Annotated in this window: 20 protein-coding genes; 7 read left to right on the forward strand and 13 right to left on the reverse strand. The window is 28.0% G+C overall.

Annotated features, from left to right (window positions below; translation table 11 throughout):
* The first annotated feature begins 120 nt into the window (after window positions 1–120).
* The 6 genes from rpiB to ychF are packed head-to-tail and all read left to right on the forward strand — an operon-like array spanning window position 121 to window position 4566.
* The gene (gene rpiB / locus CAQ16704_RS05875) at window positions 121–558 is read left to right on the forward strand and encodes a ribose 5-phosphate isomerase B (RefSeq protein ID WP_039667310.1); all 438 of its coding nucleotides are present in this window, start codon (window positions 121–123) and stop codon (window positions 556–558) included.
* On the forward strand, window positions 555–887 hold the full coding sequence (locus CAQ16704_RS05880) for a hypothetical protein (protein ID WP_039667311.1): 333 nt from the start codon (window positions 555–557) through the stop codon (window positions 885–887). The genes rpiB and CAQ16704_RS05880 overlap by 4 nt, the downstream gene beginning before the upstream one ends.
* Window positions 887–1426, forward strand: a complete 540-nt coding sequence (gene apt, locus CAQ16704_RS05885) for an adenine phosphoribosyltransferase (RefSeq protein WP_039667312.1) — start codon at window positions 887–889, stop codon at window positions 1424–1426. Before CAQ16704_RS05880 ends, apt begins: the two co-directional genes overlap by 1 nt.
* A 1-nt stretch (window position 1427) precedes the next feature.
* On the forward strand, window positions 1428–2021 hold the full coding sequence (locus CAQ16704_RS05890) for a DedA family protein (RefSeq protein ID WP_039667313.1): 594 nt from the start codon (window positions 1428–1430) through the stop codon (window positions 2019–2021).
* Window positions 2018–3469, forward strand: coding sequence for a leucyl aminopeptidase (locus CAQ16704_RS05895; protein WP_039667314.1), 1452 nt, complete (start codon window positions 2018–2020; stop codon window positions 3467–3469). Before CAQ16704_RS05890 ends, CAQ16704_RS05895 begins: the two co-directional genes overlap by 4 nt.
* The gene (gene ychF / locus CAQ16704_RS05900) at window positions 3466–4566 is read left to right on the forward strand and encodes a redox-regulated ATPase YchF (RefSeq protein ID WP_039667315.1); all 1101 of its coding nucleotides are present in this window, start codon (window positions 3466–3468) and stop codon (window positions 4564–4566) included. Before CAQ16704_RS05895 ends, ychF begins: the two co-directional genes overlap by 4 nt.
* A 31-nt stretch (window positions 4567–4597) precedes the next feature.
* Here ychF and CAQ16704_RS05905 read toward each other — a convergent pair whose 3' ends face one another.
* The 11 genes from CAQ16704_RS05905 to CAQ16704_RS05955 form a co-directional block, all read right to left on the reverse strand.
* The gene (locus CAQ16704_RS05905; RefSeq protein WP_082020057.1) at window positions 4598–6559 is read right to left on the reverse strand and encodes a ShlB/FhaC/HecB family hemolysin secretion/activation protein; all 1962 of its coding nucleotides are present in this window, start codon (window positions 6557–6559) and stop codon (window positions 4598–4600) included.
* A gap of 121 nt (window positions 6560–6680) precedes the next feature.
* Window positions 6681–9821: a two-partner secretion domain-containing protein gene (locus CAQ16704_RS05910; protein ID WP_039667316.1), complete on the reverse strand. Its 3141-nt coding sequence runs from the start codon at window positions 9819–9821 to the stop codon at window positions 6681–6683.
* 18 nt (window positions 9822–9839) lie between these two features.
* Entirely contained in the window at window positions 9840–12443 is a 2604-nt protein-coding gene (locus CAQ16704_RS05915) for a hypothetical protein (RefSeq protein WP_052244977.1), read from the reverse strand.
* A 287-nt stretch (window positions 12444–12730) separates the two neighbouring features.
* A complete protein-coding gene (locus CAQ16704_RS05920) occupies window positions 12731–13183 on the reverse strand; it encodes a TlpA family protein disulfide reductase (protein WP_052245022.1) in 453 nt (150 codons plus the stop codon).
* Window positions 13184–13188: 5 nt separating this feature from the next.
* Window positions 13189–13680 carry a TlpA family protein disulfide reductase gene (locus CAQ16704_RS05925; RefSeq protein ID WP_052245023.1) on the reverse strand — a complete coding sequence of 164 codons (492 nt, stop codon included), beginning with the start codon at window positions 13678–13680 and terminating at the stop codon, window positions 13189–13191.
* A complete protein-coding gene (locus tag CAQ16704_RS05930; RefSeq protein ID WP_039667318.1) occupies window positions 13670–14326 on the reverse strand; it encodes an ABC transporter ATP-binding protein in 657 nt (218 codons plus the stop codon). The genes CAQ16704_RS05925 and CAQ16704_RS05930 overlap by 11 nt, the downstream gene beginning before the upstream one ends.
* Window positions 14326–15441 (reverse strand): ABC transporter permease, encoded by a 1116-nt coding sequence (locus CAQ16704_RS05935; RefSeq protein WP_039667319.1) that lies wholly within the window; start codon window positions 15439–15441, stop codon window positions 14326–14328. The genes CAQ16704_RS05930 and CAQ16704_RS05935 overlap by 1 nt, the downstream gene beginning before the upstream one ends.
* Window positions 15431–16723: an ABC transporter permease gene (locus CAQ16704_RS05940; RefSeq protein ID WP_039667320.1), complete on the reverse strand. Its 1293-nt coding sequence runs from the start codon at window positions 16721–16723 to the stop codon at window positions 15431–15433. Before CAQ16704_RS05940 ends, CAQ16704_RS05935 begins: the two co-directional genes overlap by 11 nt.
* Complete coding sequence (locus CAQ16704_RS05945) at window positions 16713–18134, reverse strand: ferrirhodotorulic acid ABC transporter membrane protein (protein ID WP_039667321.1); 1422 nt, start codon at window positions 18132–18134, stop codon at window positions 16713–16715. Before CAQ16704_RS05945 ends, CAQ16704_RS05940 begins: the two co-directional genes overlap by 11 nt.
* A 77-nt stretch (window positions 18135–18211) precedes the next feature.
* Window positions 18212–18733: a ferrirhodotorulic acid transporter, periplasmic binding protein gene (locus CAQ16704_RS05950; protein WP_039667322.1), complete on the reverse strand. Its 522-nt coding sequence runs from the start codon at window positions 18731–18733 to the stop codon at window positions 18212–18214.
* Window positions 18730–20805, reverse strand: coding sequence for a ferrirhodotorulic acid transporter inner membrane protein (locus CAQ16704_RS05955; RefSeq protein WP_052245024.1), 2076 nt, complete (start codon window positions 20803–20805; stop codon window positions 18730–18732). The genes CAQ16704_RS05950 and CAQ16704_RS05955 overlap by 4 nt, the downstream gene beginning before the upstream one ends.
* A 246-nt stretch (window positions 20806–21051) precedes the next feature.
* Here CAQ16704_RS05955 and CAQ16704_RS05960 point away from each other — a divergent pair, with 246 nt between their 5' ends.
* Complete coding sequence (locus tag CAQ16704_RS05960; RefSeq protein ID WP_039667323.1) at window positions 21052–22428, forward strand: cation:dicarboxylate symporter family transporter; 1377 nt, start codon at window positions 21052–21054, stop codon at window positions 22426–22428.
* Here CAQ16704_RS05960 and CAQ16704_RS05965 read toward each other — a convergent pair.
* Both CAQ16704_RS05965 and CAQ16704_RS05970 read right to left on the reverse strand, forming a co-directional pair.
* A complete protein-coding gene (locus CAQ16704_RS05965; protein ID WP_039667324.1) occupies window positions 22425–23282 on the reverse strand; it encodes an aminotransferase class IV in 858 nt (285 codons plus the stop codon). The two genes, CAQ16704_RS05960 and CAQ16704_RS05965, sit on opposite strands and share 4 nt — an antisense overlap.
* 11 nt (window positions 23283–23293) lie before the next feature.
* A complete protein-coding gene (locus CAQ16704_RS05970; protein ID WP_039667325.1) occupies window positions 23294–24268 on the reverse strand; it encodes a glycosyl transferase family 90 in 975 nt (324 codons plus the stop codon).
* Between the last annotated feature and the right edge of the window lie 79 nt (window positions 24269–24347).

A 24347-nucleotide genomic window follows, 5' to 3' on the forward strand; every position in this document is an offset into this window, starting at 1 on the left:
AAAAAACAATAAATTTATTATATCAAATAAATATTTGAAAACATTATATACAAGAAAGAAAAATTTTAATTAAATATGATAAAATAAATACTTTAAAAAAAGTAGCAAAAGTGAATATTTATGTTAAGGGAAAAAATTTATATAGCAAGTGATCATGCAGGATTTACTCTAAAACAAGAAATTTCTAACTTTTTAAGTGAAAAGAATATCATTTTAGAAGATTTAGGGCCTTTTTGTAATGAACGTTGTGATTATCCTGATTATGCTCATTTACTTAGTTCAAGAATAGATGAAAAAAGTTTTGGGATTTTAGTTTGTGGTTCTGGAATAGGAATGAGTATAGCAGCAAATCGTCACAAAAATATACGCTGTGCTTTATGTAATGAGCCATTAAGTGCTAAACTTTCAAGAGAACATAATGATGCTAATGTCTTAGCTTTAGGGGCAAGGCTATGTGGGATAGATATGGCTTTTGAAATTATTACCAATTTCATTAATACTTCTTTTAGCGGTGGAAGACATTGTGTAAGAATTAGTAAAATAGAGGAAATTTCATGATATTAAGCTGGCTTGTACTAACTATACTAATATGCATTAGTATTTATATGACTATTATGTTGTTGTATTATAAAACATTATTACATAAAGAAAAAATAGCAAAAGAATTTATTAAAAATAATCTTGATGATACTGAAATTGTTATTAGGAAACTACAGGTGCAACTTCAAAGAAGTTTAGGAAATATTGATATACTTACAGAAGAGCTTAATAAAAGCAAAGCAGACTTAACTTCCCTTAGAACAAGAAATTCACAATATCGTATAGAAAATGAAAAACTTCGACAAAGAATTAAAGAATTAGAAGCAAAAATAGAGGCATTATTATAATGAAAGAGCAAGATAAAAAATATTTACTAGATAATATTAGAGCTATAAAAGACTTTCCAAAAAAAGGAATTATTTTTAGAGATATTACAACTTTATTAAACAACCAAAATGCTTTCACTTTTTTAATGGATCATTTGGTTAAAAAATATCAAAATACAAAACTTGATTATATTGTTGGTATAGAAAGTAGAGGTTTTATTTTTGGTGCTGCTTTAAGTGCTAGATTAAAACTTCCGTTTGTTCCTATTAGAAAACCAGGTAAATTACCTTTTAAATGCTTGCAAGAATCTTATAGTTTAGAATATGGTAGCGATATTATAGAAATTCACACAGATGCTTTTAACAATAGCGAAAACGCAAAAGTACTACTCATAGATGATCTTATAGCTACAGGTGGCACAGCTATCGCAGCTATTAAGCTTATAGAAAAGCTTAATGCAAAATGCATTGAAGCTTGTTTTTTACTAGAACTAAAAGATCTTGATGGAGCTAAAGAATTAGCTAAATTTGTTCCTGTGTATAGCATTTTAGAGGTATAAAATGGAAGAATTTTTAAAACAACTTTTATATGATTATAAAAATTGGGCTTACATCATCGTGTTTTTATGGTGTATATTAGAAGGCGAACTTGCACTTGTTTTAGCAGGTATTTTCGCTCACGAAGGTCATGTGAATTTAGGACTTATCATCTTTGTAGCAGGTTTAGGTGGTTTTGTGGGTGATCAAATATATTTTTATATAGGAAGATATAATAAAAAATATATTCAGAAAAAACTTCGCACTCAAAGGCGTAAATTTGCTATAGCACATTTACTTTTGCAACGTTTTGGTTGGCCTATTATTTTTGTACAAAGATATATGTATGGTTTTAGAACTATAATACCTATGAGTATAGGTTTAACTCGTTATAGTGCGAAAAAATTTGCTTTTATTAACCTTATAAGTGCATGGGTTTGGGCTGCTATTACTATACTACTTGCTTGGTTTTTTGGAAAAGAAATTTGGTTAGCGGTTGAATGGGCTGGAGCACATTGGTATTTTGCTATACCTATTATAGCTTGTTTTTTACTTGCTTTATTTTTAGGTATGAAACAAATAGAAAAATCTATACTTAGAAAAAGGATTCATAAATGATTTTTAGTTTTAAAAAAGAACATTTAAATTCTATTAGTGCTGATTTTGAAGTCGTTCTAGTTCAAAATAAAAACCTAGAAGAATACACTAAAAGCCAAGAGCTTTTTAAAATTTCACAATATAAAGGAGAGGGAATTTGTATAGATATACAAAATAAAATTCTTTATAGTGAATTAAAAAGCTTAGAATATGAAGACATAAGACTTGCTTTTGCAAATGCCTATAAAGCTTTAAAAAAACTTGAAATTCAAAGTGTTAAAACAAAATGTGTTGTAGGGCAATGTGTAGTGAATAGCTTTAATGCTTTAGTTCAAGGATTTACTTTTGGTGCTTATGAATTTAATAAATACAAAAAAGAAAAAACACCAAGTAAATTAGAAAATATTTTTATATCCAAAGAAGAAATTAATAATAAAACTTATAATATAGATGATGCTTACACAGGAATAAACTATGGGCAAATTTTTTCAAATGCCTGTGATTTTGCAAAAAATATTGTCAATGAAATTCCACAAATCTATACTCCAGCTAAAATGGCCGAAGACGCGCTTAGTTTAAGTCAAAATGATTGCAAGATTTCATGTAAAATTTATGAAAGTGATTTTTTAGAAAAAGAAAAAATGAATGCTTTTTTGGCAGTAAATCGTGCTTCTATTCATCCTCCAAAACTTATACACCTTTCTTATAAACCACAAAATGCAAAAATGAAAGTAGTGTTTGTAGGCAAAGGACTAACCTATGATAGTGGCGGACTTAGTCTAAAACCAGCCGATTATATGCTTACTATGAAATCAGACAAAAGTGGCGGAGCAGCTGCAATGGCTATCATTAAAGGTGCGAGTGAGTTAAACCTTGATATAGAAGTGCATTCTATCATAGGTGCAACTGAAAATATGATAGGCGGAAATGCTTACAAGCCTGATGATGTGCTTATTTCAAGAGAAGGTGTGAGTATAGAGGTTAGAAATACCGATGCTGAAGGAAGATTAGTTTTAGCTGATTGTCTTTCACTTGCTCAAGATCTAAAACCTGATTTATTAATAGATCTTGCTACACTAACTGGAGCTTGCGTAGTTGGACTTGGAGAATACACAAGTGCCATCATGGGAAATAACGAAGATCTACAAAATGAATTTTTTAAAGTTAGCAAAAAAAGTGGAGATTTAACTACTATATTACATTTTAATCCTCATCTTAAAGAACTTATAAAATCAAATATAGCAGATGTTAGCAATACCTCTTCAAGTCGCTATGGTGGGGCTATTACAGCGGGGTTATTTTTAAATTCTTTCATTAAAGATGAATACAAAGACAAGTGGTTGCATTTAGACATCGCAGGGCCAGCTTACCTAGAAAAAGCTTGGGGATATCATAGCTTTGGTGCAACTGGGGCTGGAGTTAGAATGTGCCTTTCATATTTACTTTATCTTTCAAGGAATAAAAAATGAGTTTATCTGTAGGTATAGTAGGGCTTCCAAATGTTGGAAAATCTACAACTTTCAATGCACTAACAAGAGCACAAAATGCTGAAAGTGCAAATTATCCATTTTGTACCATAGAGCCAAATAAAGCTGTGGTTCCTGTGCCTGATTATCGTTTAAAAGAATTAGCAAAAATAGTCAATCCTCAAAAAATAATACGCTCAAATATAGAATTTGTTGATATAGCAGGCTTAGTAGCAGGAGCTAGCAAAGGCGAAGGTTTAGGCAATAAATTTTTATCTAACATACGCGAAACAGAGATGATTTTACATATAGTGCGTTGTTTTGATGATGAAAATATCACCCATGTAGCAGGAAGTGTTAATCCTGTGCGTGATGTTCAAATCATTGAAACAGAGCTTATTTTAGCTGATATTGAGCAGCTTAGCAAAAAAATAGAAAAACTATCTAAAGGTGTAAAGGCAAATGAAAAAGGTGCAAAAGAAAGTTTAGCTTTAGCAAATGAACTTTTAGAACACTTAAACCAAAATAATAGTGCAAGTTCATTTCCAAATAAAAATGAAATTTATCAAGCTCTTATAAAAGAACTAAGACTACTTTCTGCTAAAGAAGTTATATATGGAGCAAATGTTGATGAAAATTCACTTTTAGAAGATAATGAATTTGTAAAAGATCTTAAAGAATTTGCCGCAAAATCAGGCCATGAAGTAATTAAGCTTTGCTCTAAAATAGAAGAAGAAATGATTGCACTAAGTGATGAAGAAAATTACGAATTTTTAAAATCTTTAGGCATAGAAAGAAGTGGTCTTGAAGTAGTTATACGCACAGCTTTTTCAAAACTGAATTTGATTAGCTATTTTACCGCAGGACAGGTTGAAGTTAGATCATGGACTATCCAAAAAGGGTGGAAAGCTCCAAAAGCAGCAAGTGTTATCCATAATGACTTTGAAAAAGGTTTTATCAAAGCTGAAGTGATTTCTTATGAAGATTATATTGCTTACCAAGGAGAAAATGGAGCAAAAGAAGCTGGAAAATTACGCCTTGAAGGAAAAGATTATGTTGTCTGTGATGGCGATGTAATGCATTTTAGATTCAATGTTTAATTCAAATTGCAAGCTGTTTTAGCTTGCAATTTCAAAAATACACCCCACCACTTAAATATAATTTCATTCTATGATCATCATCTAATTTGTATTTATGTAATGCTCTTGCTCCATCAAGTTTTATATAATACTCATTAGCTTTATTATAAAGTATTTGTAAGCCTAGTGCATCTAAGAAATGATCATCTACTAATCTATTACCTGAATCTTTTTCATACCAAGCATAACCTATATCATAAAAGGGAGTAAAATAAAAATTAGTATTTGGTATATTTATTCTTATACCAAAGTTAGCTACTATAGTATTATCTCCATCACCTTCTCCATTATCATAAGCTCTTACTCCATAAGCTCCACCCAAAGATGAACTTTCAGAAGAATCAAGCTCAAAATTCCCTAATACCTTTTGATAGTTTATATTAACAGTATGAGTAATATATTCATTAAAACTATAATAATTATTCAAACTAGCATTGAGTTTTCTAAACCAACCAAAGCCATTACCACCACTTTTAGATGTATCTCCAAATACAGTAGTTCCATCATCTTTTACCTTACCTATGCTTATTTTAGCACTATAACTTAAGGTATTGTTTTCAAAGCCTCTAAATAAACCTTCTAAACCCATACTTCCTACATTAGAACTTTTATCAAAGGTTAAAAGATCTAAGGTTACATCACTAAGTATTTTATGATATATACTAGAAGTTATATAAAAAGATGAATTAGTATTAATCCATATAGGATAAGAAAAATCTATACCAAAATTCCTAGAAGTACCACTAAAACCTAAACCCTCATATTCTCTTCCTAAATAATAAGTTCCTTGAGATATACTAGGAGTAATTTTTAAATTACCTACAAAGAAAGTATAACTTGCTCCATAATTGATTTGTTTTTCATCACTAGATTGTAAGTAAAAATTATAATAATCTCCCATATTAAGTATAGAATTAAATCCCATACTAATACCAGCTCTATATTCTCCTGCACTCTTAATACCATAATTATCACTATATATTAATACATTAGCCTTAGTATCAGGTTCTACTTCTATAAGAATATCAGTTTCACCTACATTCTCTCCTGCTTGTAAACCTGCTAAGGTTTGAAGTCCATACATTTCATTGACTTTATATACACTATCTTCTATTAATTTAGTAGAAATGATTTTACCTTTGATTCTTTGATTGAGCTTACTTTCTAAAAAATGATCTTTTATAGTAGTTTTATTTTTTATTATATACTTACCTAATACTCCTAAAGAAATATTAACTTGAATGTTTTTTCCATCAAATTCTTGTTGAGGAATATAAGCTGTTGCTGCAGGATAACCATTTACTTGAAAATAATAAGCAATGATATTAGATATATCTTGTAAATCTTGTAAGCTAAATCTTCTTGTTTTAAACTCACTCACTAAGCTTTGTAAATCTTCTTCTTTAATACCTAGTTTTTCAAAGCTAGTGTTTTCATTAGTAAGAACAAATTTATATTGAGTGAGTATTTTTTTATTAGTAGTAGTATTGGTTAAATTAGTATTATTAGTAGTAGTATTAACTTTATTGTTTGAAGTATTATTATTTATATTAGTATTATTTTCTTTATTGGTAGTATTATTAGAATTATTATTGTTAGTTTTATCTTTTGTATTAGAATTAGTATTAGTTTTATTATTGTTTGTATTAGTGGTTGGGTTGGTATTAGTTTGATTGTTTAAGTTATTAGTAGATGATTTAGCTTTTTCATCTTCTTGTTTAAATTTTTCTTCTAATTCTTGTTTTTTTTCTTCAAAGTCTTTTTTAGCTTCTTGGCTTTTTTTATAATCATCTTGGGTTTTTAGATTTTCTTTGATAGCTTTGTTTTGAGGGATGTTTTTATCAGGGGATAATTCTATAATTTTTCCTATATCATTTTTAGTTATAGTGATACTTCCATTATTAGCATAAACTAAAGAACTAATTGCTATGGTGCTAAGTAAAAGTTTTTTCATATTGGTTTTTTCCTTTATTTTAATTAATCTTTTATTTTAAAGTTAAGAGTTTTTGTTTTTTTTATTTATTTGTTTTTAATTATATAAACTACTAAAAATTAGTAGTTTATATAGATTGTTTTTAAAAACTTCCAGTAACACAAGGATTCATAGTTTTAAAATTATCACTTACTATACAAATCTTTCCTTTTTGCATTAGGGCTGTTTCTTCTACTTCTTCTTTTTCGTTTTCTTCATATTCAAAAGTAGGTGTTTGTTTTTGAGCATTAGCTACTTGGCGTGATACTTTTTTATAGTCTTCATTTTCATTACCATTAACTATTACTTCATCTAAATTAGGTGTAAGTAAGGCTAAGTTTTTAAACTCACCTTTTATTTTAAAGTGATTATTTGAATCAGTGCTTGTTTTGCTTTGCCAAGTTTGTAATAATTCTTGATTATCATTTATACTAGCAAAAAGTTCTTTACTAAGATTGTTTAATCTATCTACTTCAGCTTTTAAAGAATTTAAAGTTGCATCATTTTTTAAGCTAGGATTTTCATTGACTTTTTTAACATAGTCATTATATTTAGCTATAGCTGTTTTTAATTGTTCTTGAGCTGTTTTTAAATCTATAAAGGCTTTGTTAGATTGTTTGACTAAAGGTTTTAATTTATCATTGATAAAGGCTAAAAGATTTGCCTTATTTGTAGCAAATCTTTGATAATTTCTATAATTTGTTTTATAGTCATTACCAAAACCTTCTAGTATTTCTTTCATACCTTCTTGACCATATAAGGCTTCTAGGAAAGATATACTTTGTTTTAGTTCTTCACTTATTCCTTTGATTGAACTAAGATCATTTATATCTATCCAGTAATTACCTGCAAGAATTTCTCCTAACCAAGTATTTAAATCATTTGCACTAATTACATCATCACTACCTAAGATTACATCAGGATTAGTTGGGGTAGATGGATTAGATGGTGGGGTTATACTAGGAAGTTGCACTATAGGTCTTGCTATGGTGTTATCTTGTTGTTTGAATTGATTGTAGGCTTGGTTTTTATCTGTATAAGTGTGAATTTGGATTTTATCATTGGTATTACCCCAGTAGTTTTGATCGTATGTTGCATTAGTTAAATCATTTGTATGATGATAGATATGGATATTGTCAGGATTAGTACCAGTAAAATAACCTTTACCAAAGAATTTACCTGCATAATTATAATTACCACCACTTGCACTTATACTCATATTGGGATTAAAAAATACATAAATGTTTTTGAAGATAGAATCACTATCAGCTTCACCAGCAAAACCACCAGCATAGATATAATTACCATTACCCCTACTACTAGTACTAATATTCCCTATATTATTTAAAGAGATATTGGTAAAGGTTCCACTAGCCTCACCAGCGAAACCGCCAGCTTGGCTACGGCCAAATTCACCATTACCACCATTACCACCACTACTGCTAATATCCCCTATATTGTTTAAAGAAATATTGCTAAAGGTTCCACCAGCATCACCAGCAAAACCACCAGCAAAGCTAATATCATTACCTCTACTACTAATATTCCCTATATTATTTAAAGAAATATTACTAAAGGTTCCACTAGCCTGACCAGCAAAACCACCAACATAGTTATTCCAATTAGCACCACTAGTACTAATATTCCCTATATTGCTTAAAGAAATATTGCTAAAGGTTCCATCAGTAGCCTGACCAGCAAAACCGCCGGCAAAGTCACCATCAAGACCACTACTATTACTACTAATATTCCCTATATTATTTAAAGAAATATTAGTATAAGTTCCACTATCAGTCCGACCAGCAAAACCGCCGGCAATGATAAAATCGTGATCATAAACACCCCTACTACTAATACTACCTATATTATTTAAAGAAATATTGCTAAAGGTTCCACTATCAGCCCTACCAGCAAAACCGCCGGCTAAACCACCATTATCATTACCAATAGTACTAATACTACCTATATTATTTAAAGAAATATTGCTAATAGCTAGATTACTACCATAAATCTGACCGGCAAAACCACCAACATAGTTACCACCATTAGCCCTTATACCACCACCCATATAATCTACATTAATATTTTTAATAGTAGCATTATTAGTAGAACCAAATATACCAACATTGTCGGGCTTATTACTTAAAGAAGTTGTGTCTATATTGATATTTTTTAAAGTATAGCCTTGTCCATCAAAGGTTTTAGCAAAAGAAGTAACTATCATAGAAGTACAACCTAAACCATTTAAACAATAATTAGCATAGTTTTGCCAGTCTCTACCTTCTACTCCTTGTCCTTTGTTACCACTAAAATCCACATTCCCTACTAATCTAAACTCATCAACACTTTGTGTATCACCTATATATTCATTCCACCCTTTAGCAAAGTAAAACCATTCTGTAGCATTAGCTTTTTCATTTTCCATATTACCTATAGTTAGGACTTTTTTGAAGTTATTACTTCCATTATGAGTTTGTCCGTTAGTTTCTGTATAGTTTGTATTTTGTATATTGGTGTAATTTCCAAAATTATAATTATCATTAGCAAATTTATTCATTTGTCTTTGTATGTAACCATTTTGTATAGCTGTTACATTTATAGTTGAATTTAAATTAGCACTATCTGCATCTATATATACATTATTTCCTACTAAATGTGTAGTAGAATTAACATTACCTAGCTTACCACCTTGTATATCTACTTTATTACCTATAAGCAATACTTTATCTGCATTAATATTACCCATATTAACTACATTACCTAATTTATTAGGTTTAAATACAGGTGAGAAAGTATGAGCATTTTCATAAGTTAAATTTTTAAATGTTGTATAATCTGCATTATTTAAAGATGAAGTAGAAACCACAAAGCGATTAGCATTGATAGTTCCTGTTTTAGTAATGATTACTCCATTAGGATTGATTAAAAATACATTATTACCATTAGCATTTAATAAACCAGCTATAGTAGATTTACTTGTTCCATGAGCAATGTTTAGATAGTTTTTATTGCTTCCTCCAAAATTTACACTCTCACCTTGATTAATACTAAATCCACCACCCCATTGAATGACAGAACTAACTTTATGACCATTAATATTCATAGTATTACCATTAATGTTTATACTACCTGTTGTTCCATGAGTAAATTTACCTCCACTAGGTAAAGCCATTAGTGGAGAAAAAAGTAAAGATACTGTTATACCTGAAAGTATAATATGATGAGTTAGTTTTGTTGTTTTCATATTTGCTCCTTTGTAGTTTTAATTTAAATTTACTATGATGCTTTTAGCATCATCACTAATACTTAAAGTATAAGTAGCTCTTTGAACCTTTTCTTTAATGTTTTTATCTAAGGCTTTTTGATTTTTATGTATTTGATTTAATAGTTTTTGTAAATCTTTTTTATCTAAGTGTTTATTGTTTTCATCTACAAAGCCTTTTTCACTTTGCATTAAAATAAAACTTTTATTTTTTAAAGTATTATTGGTATAAACATTAATAGAAGTTTTTTCACTTAGATAAATAGCTTCTTTAGTATTTAAATAATTTTTAGTATTATCTTTTAGTATAAAGCTATAATGATCAAAGTAATTTACTAATTTAGCATTAATATTAGTATTTAAATAAAGATGATTATTAGTTCCACTTTTATGAGTAAGTGCTTTTGAGATATAAGTATTATCATTGGTTTTTTCTCTTAAAAAGCTACCTGCTAATACATCTATATTAGTATTTTTATAAATATTAGTAGTTCCACTTAAGTATAAGCTATTATTATAACTTTTATCATCTTGATTATATATACCAGAAGCAGTTATAAAAATAGTAGAATTGTTTTTATACTCATCTATATTTAAATTAGTTATATGAGTATAATTATCATGAGTATTTTTAGCAATACCAGCACTAATTAATATATCTCCTTCTCTTGTATCAGAAGCTGTTCCTAGTGCAATATTTGTAAAAATGATTTTATTATTAGCACTTTCGTTATAAGCTCTAATAATATATACATTATCATGAGCTGCACTAGAATAATCTTTTATATTAAAAATATTTTCATTAGCATTTTCATTAGCTCTTAAAATGATTTTAGAGCCTTTATCTATACTTGAAGCATTAGATAAAGATTGGACTAAATTATAATGTATAGTATTTTTTTCTAAATTATCAGCTTCTATAATAGTAGTTAGATTTCTACCTGATTTTACATTATCTAAAGTTATACTATTAGCATTAGCACTATTTGCATAATAGTCTTTATTGTCTAAAGTAGTTTTAGCTACTCCATATAAATATAAAGGCATAGATATATTAGAAGAGCTTAGAGTAATTTTATTATTATTTGCTTTACCACTAGCTGTAGTAGCTGCTGTGATTTGAATTTTATCTTGGTAGTTTTCTACTACACTTTCTTGAGTTAAATCTCCTTTTATATTAATACTATTTCTATTAGCACCTTTAGTAGCTACTCCACCATAAAAATTAAATTCATTCTTACCTGTAAAATTAGCATTAATTTCAAAAGGTTTTTTAAGATGAACATTAATGCTATTATCATTAGCATAACCATTTTTAGTAATACCTGCATAAAAGTCTAAGAGTGCTTTTACTTCTACATTGGTATTAAGAGCAAGTAAGGTTTGTAAGTCTTTAATCTCTATAGTATTTTTATTAGAGCTACCTTGAACTATCTTACCACCATAAACTTCTCCATTTAATACAGCATTATAAGCTAATGGAGTATTTTTAGTATCTACTCTTAAATCTAGTTTTAAATCATTAATGAATACATTATTATTACTTACTTCATAGTTTTGGTTATTATTTACATCTACAAAGGCTCCTGCTAAATGAGTAGCAGCTGATGTTGAATAAGATCCACTTGGTCCATGGATAATTAAAGTAGCTCCATCTAATACAACTTTATTATTTTTAGCATTCCCATTATAAGTCATAGCACCTACTATATGAGTCATTCTCTCATCAAATACATTATCACCTAAGATGTTTTGCTTATAGGGGGTAGCATGAAAGTCTAGTTTTGCTCCTTTATTGAGTATAACACTATTATAATTTACATTAGCATCAATACCAAAAGCACCTACTACATAAGGAGCACCATTTAAAGGAAGAGTATAGGTGTTTTCAACACCCATATTAACATAGGTATCTTTGGAGTAAATTAAAGTATTATTATTAGCTTCACCCTTTCTAGCTATAGCTGGAGTGATTAAGAAATTATATTTATTATCATATCCACTAGCTTTAGGATTCATTATGTCTTTATTGCTAGGTTTTAAATAATATACTGAAGAAAGCTCTCCTGTTTTTAACATTAAAGTATTATTATTAGCTTTAGCATTAAATACATAAGCAGAAACTAAAAAAGGTATATAGCTTACTTGACTAATAATATCATTAATAGAATATGCTCCATGAAAGCCATTAACTACAAATATATCTTCTTTAATACTTGGAGTAAGGATTTCTTGTTTTAATATCATATCACTTATATTATTGTTTTTTGCAGATTTAGGATTATCATAAATTAAAGTAATATTAGAAAGGTTTTTATTAGTAGCCATTTGACCATAATAATTTATACCATTTAAAAATTTATAAGTATTATTAGTATAATCATATACACTTTCATTATTAAAACTATGTTTTTTAATTACATAAGCATTTAAAGTTTTATCATAATTTGCTTGGGTAGCTGCATATAAAGAATTGATTGAAAGAATGGTTAATAAAGAAAGTTTTAAAAGATTGGATTTTTTATAATGTAAAGAAGTTAGGCTAAAACGAAAACTATCGTTCCCCCCCCCCATAGAGTATTTTTTAGATAAATTTGTATTCATTGAAAAAGTCCTTTCAAAAAATATTTATTGTTGTGTGTTTATGTTTGTAATTATATAAAATTATTAATAGTATTAATAATAATAACTAATTAATAGTTTATATTAGGAAATGTTAATATTATGTTTATAAATTTAAGCTTAGGAATGATTGATAGTGAATTAATATTGCTTTTATGGAGTAAATATAATGACTAATATTATAAATTATATACATTAAAAAATTTGAGAAAATTTTATGATAAATATTTAAAGCAAATTACTATTAATGCATTTAATAAGCCAATGTGCTATTGTAAGATTTTAATTTTATCTACCAATATACCCTTTGGAGTAAGTCCTATAAATTTTTCACTCACTTTGCCATTTTCATCAAAAAAAACTATCACAGGTACACCATAAATTCCATCCACAGCTTTTGATAAAAAAGAACTTGCTTTACTCTCATATAAAAGTGGCAAATCTAGCTTTTTTTCTAAAGAAATTTTTTGTGCTTCTTCTTTAAATTGAACTCCATTTAATACAGCTATAATAGGAAATTTTTTTTCTTTATAAATTTCATTTAATATCGGAATTTGTGCATTACATGCACCACAATCTTGAGTGAAAAAAAATATTGCATAAGCACTATTAAAATCTTGAATTTTTAATATTTTTTTAAAACCATCATACTCAAAAGCATAATTTTGATTTGAATTTAAAGCTTTAAAATTCCTTTCCGTGCATGCACTTAAAAAAAACATAAGTCCTAAAGCCAAGAAGCAATAGAGGCTTTTAAATACGACCATGGTTTTTCTCCTATGATTTTATCTTGTACTATGCCATCTTTTATGATAAAAGTTGTTGGCACAGCAAAAACACTAAATCTTTGCCATGAAATATCTAAATCATCTTGTAAAAATGTAATATTTTTATAATTATTCTTAGTTGCAAATTCTTCAAAATCTTTACCTTTATCAATAGAATCTACAGCTAAAATAGTGATTTTTTTAGGATATTCGTTGGCTAATTTTTCCAAAAGTGGTAAATCTTTTAAGCAAGATGCACAACCTTGCTCTACAAAAGTTAAAACAATAAGATTATCATAATCAGCTATTTTAATCTTTTTACCTGCTAAATTTTTTGCTGCAATTTCTGGTGCTTTTAGACCTACTTTTCCTCCATTTTTATTGTTGTTTTCAAAACAAGCACTTAAGAAAAATATGCATAAACAAACCAAAACTATATTTTTAATCTTCACTTTTCATTACCCCATGACTTAAAATGATGGTTCTATCAGCAAAAGTAGCTAAATCTGGATTGTGAGTAATTAAAACTATAGTTTTTCCATCTTGTTTTAATTTACAAAAAAGCTCTAGAATGTTTTTTTCATTAGCTTCATCTAAATTTCCAGTTGGCTCATCTGCTAATAAAATTTCAGGATCATTCACTAAAGCTCTTGCTATACATAGTCTTTGCTGCTCCCCACCACTTAACTGACTTGGTAAATGCGAAAGTCTATGTGAAAGTCCCACTTTTTCTAAAGCCATTATAGCATCTTTTTGTTCTATACTAGAATGATAAAATTGAGCTAGCATAACATTTTCTAAAGCATTTAAATAAGGTATCAAATGAAACTGCTGAAAAATTAAACCAATCTTTTCTCTTCTAATTATACTTTTTTCTTCCTCACTTAAATTTCCAATTTCCTTGCCATCTAAAAAATACTCCCCGCTACTTTGAGTATCCATCAATGAAAGTATATTTAAAAGTGTTGATTTACCAGAACCTGATGGACCCATAATAGCTAGCCATTCGCCTTGCTTTACTTCTAAGTTGATATTTTGCAAAGCTTTTACTTCATTAAAATTACGATTTAAATTTGAAATTTTTATAATATTTTTCATTATTCACCCTTTAAATTTTCACAAACATTGATTTTTAAAGCTTTTTTTAGTGGCAAAAAGCTAGCAAAAAATGCAAATACCAAAGAAACAAAAACTGCAAATACCACCGAAAGAAATCTAAAATCTATACTTGCATTAAAAATCAAATATCCAAAAATATTTGCTAGAAAATATCCACAAAAAGCACCAAGCAAACTCGCACTTAAGCTTAAAATAAACACTTCAGCTCCAAAAAGTTTGATGATTTCTTTATATTTAGCACCTAATGCAAGATGCAAGGCTATTTCTTTTTTTCTTGAAAAAATTACCGCACTAAGCGTAGTATTTACACTCAAAGAACTAATAAATAAAATCGTTAAACTAATCAAAGCCATTAAAGCTTTAATTTTTTCTAAAATAATTCCTTCGCTAATAGATACTGAAGCTATTACTTTGGCTTCTATATTGCCTTTGCTAAGTTCTTTTGCTTTTTGAGCTAAGCTTTCATAATCACCTAGTAAAATAGCTTGAGCATAATTTATCACTTCTTTAGCTGCCAATTCTTGTGCCTTTTTTAAAGAAATAATCAAAATTCCATCTTGTTCGTCATTGCTTCTTAAAATTGCTTTAATTTTTACTTTGACTATTTTAGAAATGCTTGGATTGTAAATTTGTAGTTCTTGTCCTATTTTAAGCTCTAATTGTTTTGCTAAATCAGCTCCCACAAAGGCACTATCTTCACTAAAATCACTTAAAGAAAAACTACCTTTTAAAACCTCCATAAAAGGCTTAGTAAGCTTTAAATTTGCAAAATCAACTCCAACTACTACCGCACTTGAACTTTCAAGATTATAAAAACCATATAAAAATGGGGTTAAAGCTTTGGCTTTAAGATTGTCTTTTACTTGGTTAAATTCTTGCATATTCAAAAATTCATCATCTTTTGGAGTGATGATAAAATTAGCTCCATAAGCTTTTAATTCTTTAGATAATTTTGTATCAATATCAAAATATATATTAAAAAATGAGGCACTTACCATAGCACCCATAAACACTGCTATAAAAATAATACAAACTCTTTTATAAGAAAAAATAAGTGATTTAAAAACTTCTTGAATAAAAAAATTATTTCCCATATAAAACCTCTGAAGTAGAAAGTTTAGAAATGCCTTTAATAGAAAATAAGCACCCTAAGAATACTATAAGCACTGCAAAAAATAAACAAATTGGTAAAATAATCCATGAAATTGCAATAATATGGTCAAATATACTCAAAGCTATAAGCTCTGAAATCCCTACACCAAAAATAAATCCTAAAACAGCTCCAAATAAAGCTACTACAACACCTTCTAGAGCAAAAATCATATAAATTTGTAAAATACTTGCACCTAAAGCTTTTAAAAGTCCTATTTCACTTCTTCTTCTAAAAATATCTGCACTCATTAAAGATGAAATAGCTATAGAAGCTACTATTAAACATATGATGCTAACTACTGCCATTAAAGATTGAATTTTAGATACTATCAAACTTTCTGCATCTGAAATTGCACTCACTACTTTTGTACTAGCACCTTTAAAATCTTCTGCTATTTGATAAGCAATAGAACTTACATAAGCAGTGCAATACCACTGATCATACTCAAGCTGATTAAGACTATCCACATCGCGTCTTGCTTTTTGAGCTAAATCATTTTCAGGTATAGTTAAAGCTGAAACTTCTGCTTTAGCAAATAAACCTTCTTTTTTTGAAAGTTTTTGTGCTAAAAGTAAAGAAGTAATGATTTTGTTTGAAAAAGCTTGAGTTAAATCTATAATACCAACGATTTTTGTTTTAAAAATTTGATCATTTTGCACAAGGGTGATTTCATCACCTAATTTTAAATCATATTTTTGTGCTAAGTCTTTTCCTAGCATTACCTCATCTAAGCTATCATCTTTTGGGTAATTTCCTTTGATTTGACTATATTTGTATAATTCTTTAATGCCTGCATAAAAATCATCATCATCTTGAACTTTTATAGCTTTTTCAAAATAAGTCCCTACTAAAGACACATTTTCATAATTTGCACCTGAAGTTTGAATTTTTACTTGAGTATCTAAAAACGGTGCAAAAGCATTGATATTATTTCTCCAAAAAATTTCTTTAATGGTATGGAGTTTATCTTCTTCTAAAAAATTTTGATTTTTTAAAGGCTCATAAATTTTATTACCCACTTCTACACTTAAACTTGCACCCTTTGGCAAAACTAAAATATTTGATCCATAACTTCTTAGTTCTTTTGTGATTTCATTGCCTATACCCAAAGTAAGATTTAACATCGTAGCCATAAGCAAAGTAGCTAAAAAAATTGTCGCCAAAGCTAAAGATTTTTGAATTTTATTTTGAAAAATAGAATTTTTTATAATTTTAATTTGCATAGTTATTTCCTATTAAATTATGAATTCTATATTTTGAAGTCTTGTTTGTATCAATATATTTTAAAGGATCATTTTTAAACTCTTCATAATTTTTTTCATTAGCAAAAAAATATGTCCTTCCTTTATAAACATAAGATCTTGGTGCTTTTAAATTAATAAGTTCTGTATTATCAATAGGATCATAAACTTTCTTTTCAACTACTTGAGTGAAAAAATTCACTCCATCTAAAATTTCTGAAAAAGGTATAGTAACTTTACCATTTTCAAATTTATATTTCATTGGAACAGGATTGCATCCACCTGCTTTACCTACGCTTGGTAAGAAAATTCTAACATTGCATGAAATACAAATTAATTCTCCACCTCTTTTTACATAACCCATATCTCCACATATACTGCAAGCATCAAACACAGCCACTGGAGAATCTTTATCTTCTCTTTTATTAATTAAAAAAAATCTTACTACTTTTCCTTCATCACTAATATATGCAAAACGATGAAGTTTATTGTCTCTTAATATCTCTACATTAAATACAAATTCATCATTTTCATTTGGCTCTACATAGGTTGGCTCATCTATAGTTACCGGTCTTGATGCATGTAAATCATAAAAAAGAAAAATACAAAGACTTAAAACTATAGCACTAAAAATACTTACACTAAAGCTTGTGATTTTTGAATTTTTGGCATGATTTTTTCTAAATTCTATATCAAAATCTTTTTTCTTAGTATTTTCACTCACTCTTTGTTTTAAAACTAAAAATACGCAAGCTCCTAACAATAAAAACCACAAATAAGTATAAAATTTAGCATAATACACACTTTTTGCTACATAACTTAAATATAAACTTTCTGTTTCTATAACACCTTCTCTCATAAGGTGTAATAAAATTTGAGCCAAAACTTCATTTAAATAAGAAACGATTATTATCAATAAAAATATATTTAAAAATTTAAAATCAAATTCTCTTAGCCATCTTGTGAAAAGATATACACCAAAACATAATATAAAAGCAAGTAAAATAAATCCGAAAGAACTAATAGCCAAAGAATCTAAGAAATTAGTGCTTAGTATAGGAAAATCTATGGAAATATGTAAATATCTTATACCAAAAGCAAAAGACAATAAAAAAACTAAAATGCTTTGGATTCTTTCTTTTATGAGATTGTTTTGTATATAAATTAAAGTAATAATCATTAAACATATTAAAACAAACAAAACATTGTTAAAAAAATACAACAAATCATAACTTAGTGTTTTAGAACTAATAAAAAATGCAAAGTAAGCAAAAACAAAACCCGTAAAAGCGAGTTTAAATACTAATAAATTTTTTAAATTATAAAAAAATAAAGCACTTAAAAGTGCATAAGAAAAAAAAACTCCAAAAAAATGTACAAAATAAATCGACATAGGCTCTTCTTTGATAGAATTTATTTATAAAATCAATAATTTCACAAATAAACCCTAGCAAAAAGCTAGGGATAAAATTACTTAGGTTTTCCTGTATATTTGAAGTTATATTTAACTGAGAACGGCTCAAACCATTTACCAACACCTGTTTCTTTATCAACATGGCGTCCAAAACCTTGTTTTTCTGGGCTTTCAATTAAATATACTAACTCATAATTTCCTATACCTGTATCCATTTTTATATTTGCACCATAGTGAGGGCCATCATCTGCCACCATAGGCATAAGAGTTCCTGTTTTTACTTTACCATTATCAAGATTGGTAAGTTTATATGCAATAGTTAAATAAGGAATCCAAAAACCTTCTGGAAAACCATTTTTATTACCTTTTAATGCATGAATATCTGCTTCAAGGTGAATATCTGCTAAACTAGCTGCAAGATCAATTCCTCTTGGTTCCATTTCGATTGGTTGTAAATAAACTGCTGCTATTTCCATGCCATTTAATTCATATGGATCGCCAATTGGCACCTCTGCTGCAAAAACTGAACTAGCTAGAATACTAGCTGCCGCACTTAAACTTAATAAAGTTTTTTTCATATTTTTTCCCTTTTATTTGAAATTTGCTTTGTTATAAAAATACCCATAATGAGTAAGATTAAAACCATAAACTGAGGTATGATGCTCTCATAGTAAGGATAAATTCCAAGCCATAAAATTCCTTCAAAATTAAAAGGAAGTAAACTTGGAGTAATAACTTTAGCCTCTATGAGCTCACCAATGCCTTTGCCTGTAAAAACAAAGACCATATAAAAAATAATGTATGAAGTTATATAAAAAAATTGTTTTACTGGTATCTTTAAAGCACCAGCCTTTAATAAATAATAAAGTATGATAAGTATAATTAAACCACTAGCTAAACCTATAAATATAAAACTATAATCTGCACTTGTTTTTGCATCAAACAATAAGGCTTGATAAAAAAGAATAGTTTCAGCACCTTCTCTATATACAGCTAAAAATACACTAAACCATAAAGTTTTTACTGAATTATTTGAAATAGCCTCTACTGCTTGAGTTTTTACATAATTTGCCCATTTTTTATTTTGTGCATTTGATAAAAGCCAAAAACCCACATAAAAAAGCAACGCTACGGCTACAAGCATAGTAATACCTTCTAAAAGTTCTCTACTTTGTCCAGCGTGTTCTTTGAAAATCCATGAAATAAAAAAAGCAGTAACAAAGCTTAAAAATACTCCACTCCAAAGTGCTGAATATACTATATTTAAACGATTTTTATTACCACTTTGAACTAAATACGAAACTATAGCTACAATAATAATTAAAGCTTCCAAACCCTCTCTTAAAATGATACCCAAGGCCCATATAAATAAAGACATAGGTGAAGATTCTTGAATTTTATCTAAAGAACTTTCTATTAAAACACTAAGTTCATCAAAATTTTGTTTTAATTCTTCTTTGGAAGCACTTGCTTTAATTAAAGCAACGCCTTTTGAAAAATAACTTTCTATTTTTAATTTTAAAGCACTATCAATAGCACCGATTTTACTTTCCATACCACTTGCTTCAAAAATATCTAAATAAATATTTTGTAAAGCATCTATACTATTTAAATTAAAACCTTCATAATTTTGTAAAATATCATTAAGTGCAATCTTAATATCATCATATACTTTAGTATAATTTTTAGTGCTTATAGTATTTTCATCAAATCCTTTTACTTGAAGCAAAGCTAACTCTTCTTTAGGTAAGGCTAAAAATGCTTCATATAATAAATCTGATATACTTGAAATTTCATCTCTTATGGTTTTTTCATCTAAGGCATTATCATTAATTTTTCTTATAATAGTTCTAAGTTTTGTTTGAATTTTTTTATCAACACCTGCTTTAGTGTATCTTGCCACTAAAACTTCTACTTTTGAATTCCTATAATCTTCAAACAATGCTGATTGGATTAGATCTTTAGATTTTTGATAGTCTTTATTTACAAAAGCTAATGCGGCTTGATCAAGCTTTGAAATCATTGAATCCATTAAAAACTGCAACCTTGCATCCATAGCTGAAGCTTCTTGTAAAGCTAATAACGCTTTATCATCTTTTATATTTTCATCTTGTGTGTTATCTTTTTGAGTTTGAGGACTTGATGAAGCTTGCTCTTTGACTTCTTCGCCAAGCAATGCTGCAAACATAGCTGCTGCTTGTGCTTGACGCTGTTTTTCTGCCTCTATAGATGAATTTTCAGCTGCTTTTTTATCATAATTAGTATCACTAACTTCGGCTTTAAGCTGAAAGCCTTTTTCCAAAACAGGTACAACCTCATCTAAATCAAAATATAAACTACTAATTAATGCTTCTATTTTAGAAAAATCTGCTTTATCCTTATATAATTTTCTTAAATTTACAAATTTACGCTCCATAACAATGGCTTTTCTACCTATGTTACGCCCTATAGATCCTTCCATATTTTCAAAATGTTGAAAGTAAGCATCTTCGGCTTTTTTCTTAGCTTCTAAATTTTTATTTTCTTTGTATAAAATCATACTTTCATTTAAAATTTGTTTTATGTTTTGACTTTCCTTTTGATAATCAATTTCTCTAGCATGTATGATAAAACAAAACAAAAATACCAATAAGCTAATCTTTTTTAACACTATTTTACTCCAAAATGATATTCATTTTTAAAATCATAGTCGGAAGTATATTATTTAAATTCTTAATTTTAGATAAACATTATCATTATTTTTTTCATAATAAATATCAAAAAACTATAAAATGCTACTTTTATATACAAAAATAAATTAAAATATTATTATTTTTATAATTTTTGTTTAATTTTTATTTATTTTACTTTAAAAAGTAAGTTTTTTTGATAATATATACTAAAAAAAGGAGTTCTTGTGCTTGTAATTACCCATAAAAAACCAAGTAAAATAAAAAAAATCATAAAGAATTTAGGACTTTGGGTAGTTATAGGTATTATAGCTGGCATTAGTTTAGGATTATTAGATAAAGAATTAGCTATTGCTAGTAAAATCGGGGTGGATTATTTTATACATGCATTAAAAATTTTAATAGGGCCTATTATATTTTTAACTATAGTTTTAGGTGTAATTAGTCTTGAAAGTTTAAAGCAGGTTGGAAGTATAGGTGTTAAAGCCTTGCTTTATTTTGAAATAGTAAGCACTTTTGCTTTAGCTATAGGTATTTTTATGGCAAATATCATGGGACCTGGAAAAGGAATGAATCTTGACCCAAATGCTTTGGATAAAGATAGTGTAGCTCAATTTGTTAATAATACTATAGAAATAAGTGCACAAAATGAAATTTTACATATTTTAAAAGATGCTATGCCTACTGACATCATCGCTGCTTTTAGTGAAGGAAAAACCTTACAAATTTTAGTTATAGCTCTAGCTTGTGCTTTTATTATTTCACTTATGCGAATTGATGAGAGAAAAGCTATACAAAAAACCTTAGAAATAATGCAAAGTTTTGTTTTTAAAATTTTAGAAATTATTATGTATTTTTCTCCTATTGCAGCATTTTCAGCTATGGCATTTTTAGTTGCAAAATATGGACTTGAATCTTTATTCAATTTAGGGTATTTGCTTGTTGTTATGTTATTTGCTTCTTTGCTTTTTATCTTTGGAGTTTTAGGGATTATTTGTTTTATTGCCAAAGTTAATATTTTTAAATTTATGCGTTTCATTTCAAGAGAAGTTTTGATAGTTTTTGCTACAAGCTCTAGCGAATCAGCTCTTGCACCACTTATGAGAAAACTTGAAAAAGCAGGAATTTCAAAAGCTACAGTAGGATTGGTGCTACCAACTGGGTATAGTTTTAATCTTGATTGCACTAATATTTATTTAGCTATGAGTTTAATTTTCCTTGCTCAAGCTTTTAATGTAGAGCTTTCTTTAATGCATGAAATTAGTATTTTGATTGTTCTTATGATAGCTTCAAAAGGTGCTGTTGGTGTAACTGGCTCGGGTTTTATTATACTAGGAAGCACACTTGCAGCTTTATCTAATATGTATATAGCAGAAGCTAATAATGGTTTAGGGGCTAACTTAGGTGAAGTTTTACCTGTAGCAGCTATTTCTATACTTTTGGGTGTAGATAAGTTTATGTCTGAAATTCGTGCGGTAGGAAATTTATGTGGTAATAGCGTAGCAGCTTTGATCGTAGCCATTTGGGATAAACAAATAGACTGGGAAAAATTCCGCTACGCCCTAGATAATCCTAAAGAATTTACAAATGCAGGCTTTGATTAAAAAACCTCTTTTTGTATTTTTTCTATATATTTTTCTCTTAGTTTTTGAGTATAAAAACCTACCTTGCCATCACTAATCACCTTGCTATCTGCTTTTATAACACCTAAAATCAAAAAAGTAGCAGCAGAAATAAATACCTCATCAGCCTCATATACTTCTTTCATACTAAAAGCTCTTTGATCTACTTTAAGATTAAGTTCTTTTGCAAATTTCAAGATATTTTTACGACGAATTCCTGGTAAAATTTCATTAGAAAATGGCTTGGTAATTAAAGTTTTGTCTTTTATAATAAAAGCTGAACTACTAGAAGCCTCAGTTACTAAAGCATTTTCTACCATAAAAGCCTCAAAAACTTTTGCTTTTATAGCTTCTTCTTTTGCAAGACATTGAGCTAGTAAAGAAATAGATTTTATATCTCTTCTTTTCCATCTTAAATCAGCAGTAGAAATAACACTCACCCCGATTTTTGCTAACTCATAATCAATCACATTACACTCAAAAGCAAAGGCCATTATGGTAGGTTTTAAGCCCTTTAAAAGAGCAAAATTTCTACTAGCAACCCCTCTAGTAACTTGCATATAAAGCCCACCTTCTTTAAGTGAGTTTTTAATAATTAATTGCTCTAAAATATTTTCAAAATCTTCTTTTGTATAAGGAATTTGTAGTTCAATTTGTGCCAAACTACGCTCAAAACGCTCCCAAAATTCTTCTTTGTCAGCTATTTTTGCATTTACTACAGGTACTACTTCATAAATTCCATCTCCAAAGATAAAGCCTCTATCAAAAACACTTACCTTAGCTTCACTAGCTTTTATAAACTCATCATTTAAAAATACAATTTCTTTTTCATCCATCTTTTTTTCCTTTATCCAAATAAATCAATAATATCTTTTGACAAATCAAGTTGTTTTGAATAATAAAAATACTTAGCTAAAACCAAAATTCCTATATAAAATTCTATCTTTTCATCTAAAAATTGCTCTATATAAGCATGGGCATTTTGAATGATTTCTTTTGCTCTATGTGGATTTGCTAGATAATAATCAATTAAAGCTTCTACATTTTCATAATCATCATCAATTAAAGCAAAGTGTTCATTGGGGATTAATCTTCCTTCCATAAACCAAGTTTCATAACGCATTTTTGGTGCCAAAACTAAAGAATTGGAGCTCAATGACCAAATCAAATTACTAGCAAAAGTATTGCCTTCAAGTGATATTAAAAATTTATATTGCAATTGATCTTGTTTGCTTAGAAAATGTTTTTTCCATTCTTCTAATTTTTTTCCAGTATGTCCTATATCGCATTTTTTTCTAAAAAAATTTTTTCTAAAAAATTCCTTTCTATTATTTTGATAAACAGCTCCTCTATAAACAGCAATATTTTTTTTGTCTTCAAATTCAGTTTCATCTTTTAAAAATACAAAATGTCTATTTTTATCTAATTTCATGATAATATTATTATAATTACCATCACAAATAGGTCTATCTTTACAAATTGAAGCTTCACTTAAAATATAAGAGATATCACCAAATGCTTTAATCCATAAAAATTCATCATTAAAATATTTACTAATCGCATAAGCATCATAAGATAATGAGGTTTTTTTAAAAGGAAATTTTCCTATTTTTTCAGCATTTTGTGATGAGATAATATGTTTTGCTCTATCAAAATTTAACTTATTATAATAATTTACTCTAGTTTTTATGTATTCTATATTTTTTACATTTAATGTTAAAATATCAAAAAAAATATTTTTCAATTTATTTTGAAATAAAAATCTTGGAATAAAAGCTCCACCTATGCCTTTAACATTCATCATAAATCTTGAATCTGCCATTTTTCTTTCTTTAAAGTTAAAATAATATAGATTTTAACACAAGATTTCATTTACAAGACTTAAATTTTAGTTTATTTAA

The organism is Campylobacter sp. RM16704 (genome assembly GCF_000816245.1).
Classification (GTDB): Bacteria; Campylobacterota; Campylobacteria; order Campylobacterales; family Campylobacteraceae; genus Campylobacter_D.

Coding starts and splice junctions, on each gene's coding strand:
- rpiB (WP_039667310.1), top strand. CDS start 121: ATGTTAAGGGAAAAAATTTATATAGCAAGTGATCATGCAGGATTTACT.
- CAQ16704_RS05880 (WP_039667311.1), top strand. CDS start 555: ATGATATTAAGCTGGCTTGTACTAACTATACTAATATGCATTAGTATT.
- apt (WP_039667312.1), top strand. CDS start 887: ATGAAAGAGCAAGATAAAAAATATTTACTAGATAATATTAGAGCTATA.
- CAQ16704_RS05890 (WP_039667313.1), top strand. CDS start 1,428: ATGGAAGAATTTTTAAAACAACTTTTATATGATTATAAAAATTGGGCT.
- CAQ16704_RS05895 (WP_039667314.1), top strand. CDS start 2,018: ATGATTTTTAGTTTTAAAAAAGAACATTTAAATTCTATTAGTGCTGAT.
- ychF (WP_039667315.1), top strand. CDS start 3,466: ATGAGTTTATCTGTAGGTATAGTAGGGCTTCCAAATGTTGGAAAATCT.
- CAQ16704_RS05905 (WP_082020057.1), bottom strand. CDS start 6,559: ATGAAAAAACTTTTACTTAGCACCATAGCAATTAGTTCTTTAGTTTAT.
- CAQ16704_RS05910 (WP_039667316.1), bottom strand. CDS start 9,821: ATGAAAACAACAAAACTAACTCATCATATTATACTTTCAGGTATAACA.
- CAQ16704_RS05915 (WP_052244977.1), bottom strand. CDS start 12,443: ATGAATACAAATTTATCTAAAAAATACTCTATGGGGGGGGGGAACGAT.
- CAQ16704_RS05920 (WP_052245022.1), bottom strand. CDS start 13,183: ATGTTTTTTTTAAGTGCATGCACGGAAAGGAATTTTAAAGCTTTAAAT.
- CAQ16704_RS05930 (WP_039667318.1), bottom strand. CDS start 14,326: ATGAAAAATATTATAAAAATTTCAAATTTAAATCGTAATTTTAATGAA.
- CAQ16704_RS05935 (WP_039667319.1), bottom strand. CDS start 15,441: ATGGGAAATAATTTTTTTATTCAAGAAGTTTTTAAATCACTTATTTTT.
- CAQ16704_RS05940 (WP_039667320.1), bottom strand. CDS start 16,723: ATGCAAATTAAAATTATAAAAAATTCTATTTTTCAAAATAAAATTCAA.
- CAQ16704_RS05945 (WP_039667321.1), bottom strand. CDS start 18,134: ATGTCGATTTATTTTGTACATTTTTTTGGAGTTTTTTTTTCTTATGCA.
- CAQ16704_RS05950 (WP_039667322.1), bottom strand. CDS start 18,733: ATGAAAAAAACTTTATTAAGTTTAAGTGCGGCAGCTAGTATTCTAGCT.
- CAQ16704_RS05965 (WP_039667324.1), bottom strand. CDS start 23,282: ATGGATGAAAAAGAAATTGTATTTTTAAATGATGAGTTTATAAAAGCT.
- CAQ16704_RS05970 (WP_039667325.1), bottom strand. CDS start 24,268: ATGGCAGATTCAAGATTTATGATGAATGTTAAAGGCATAGGTGGAGCT.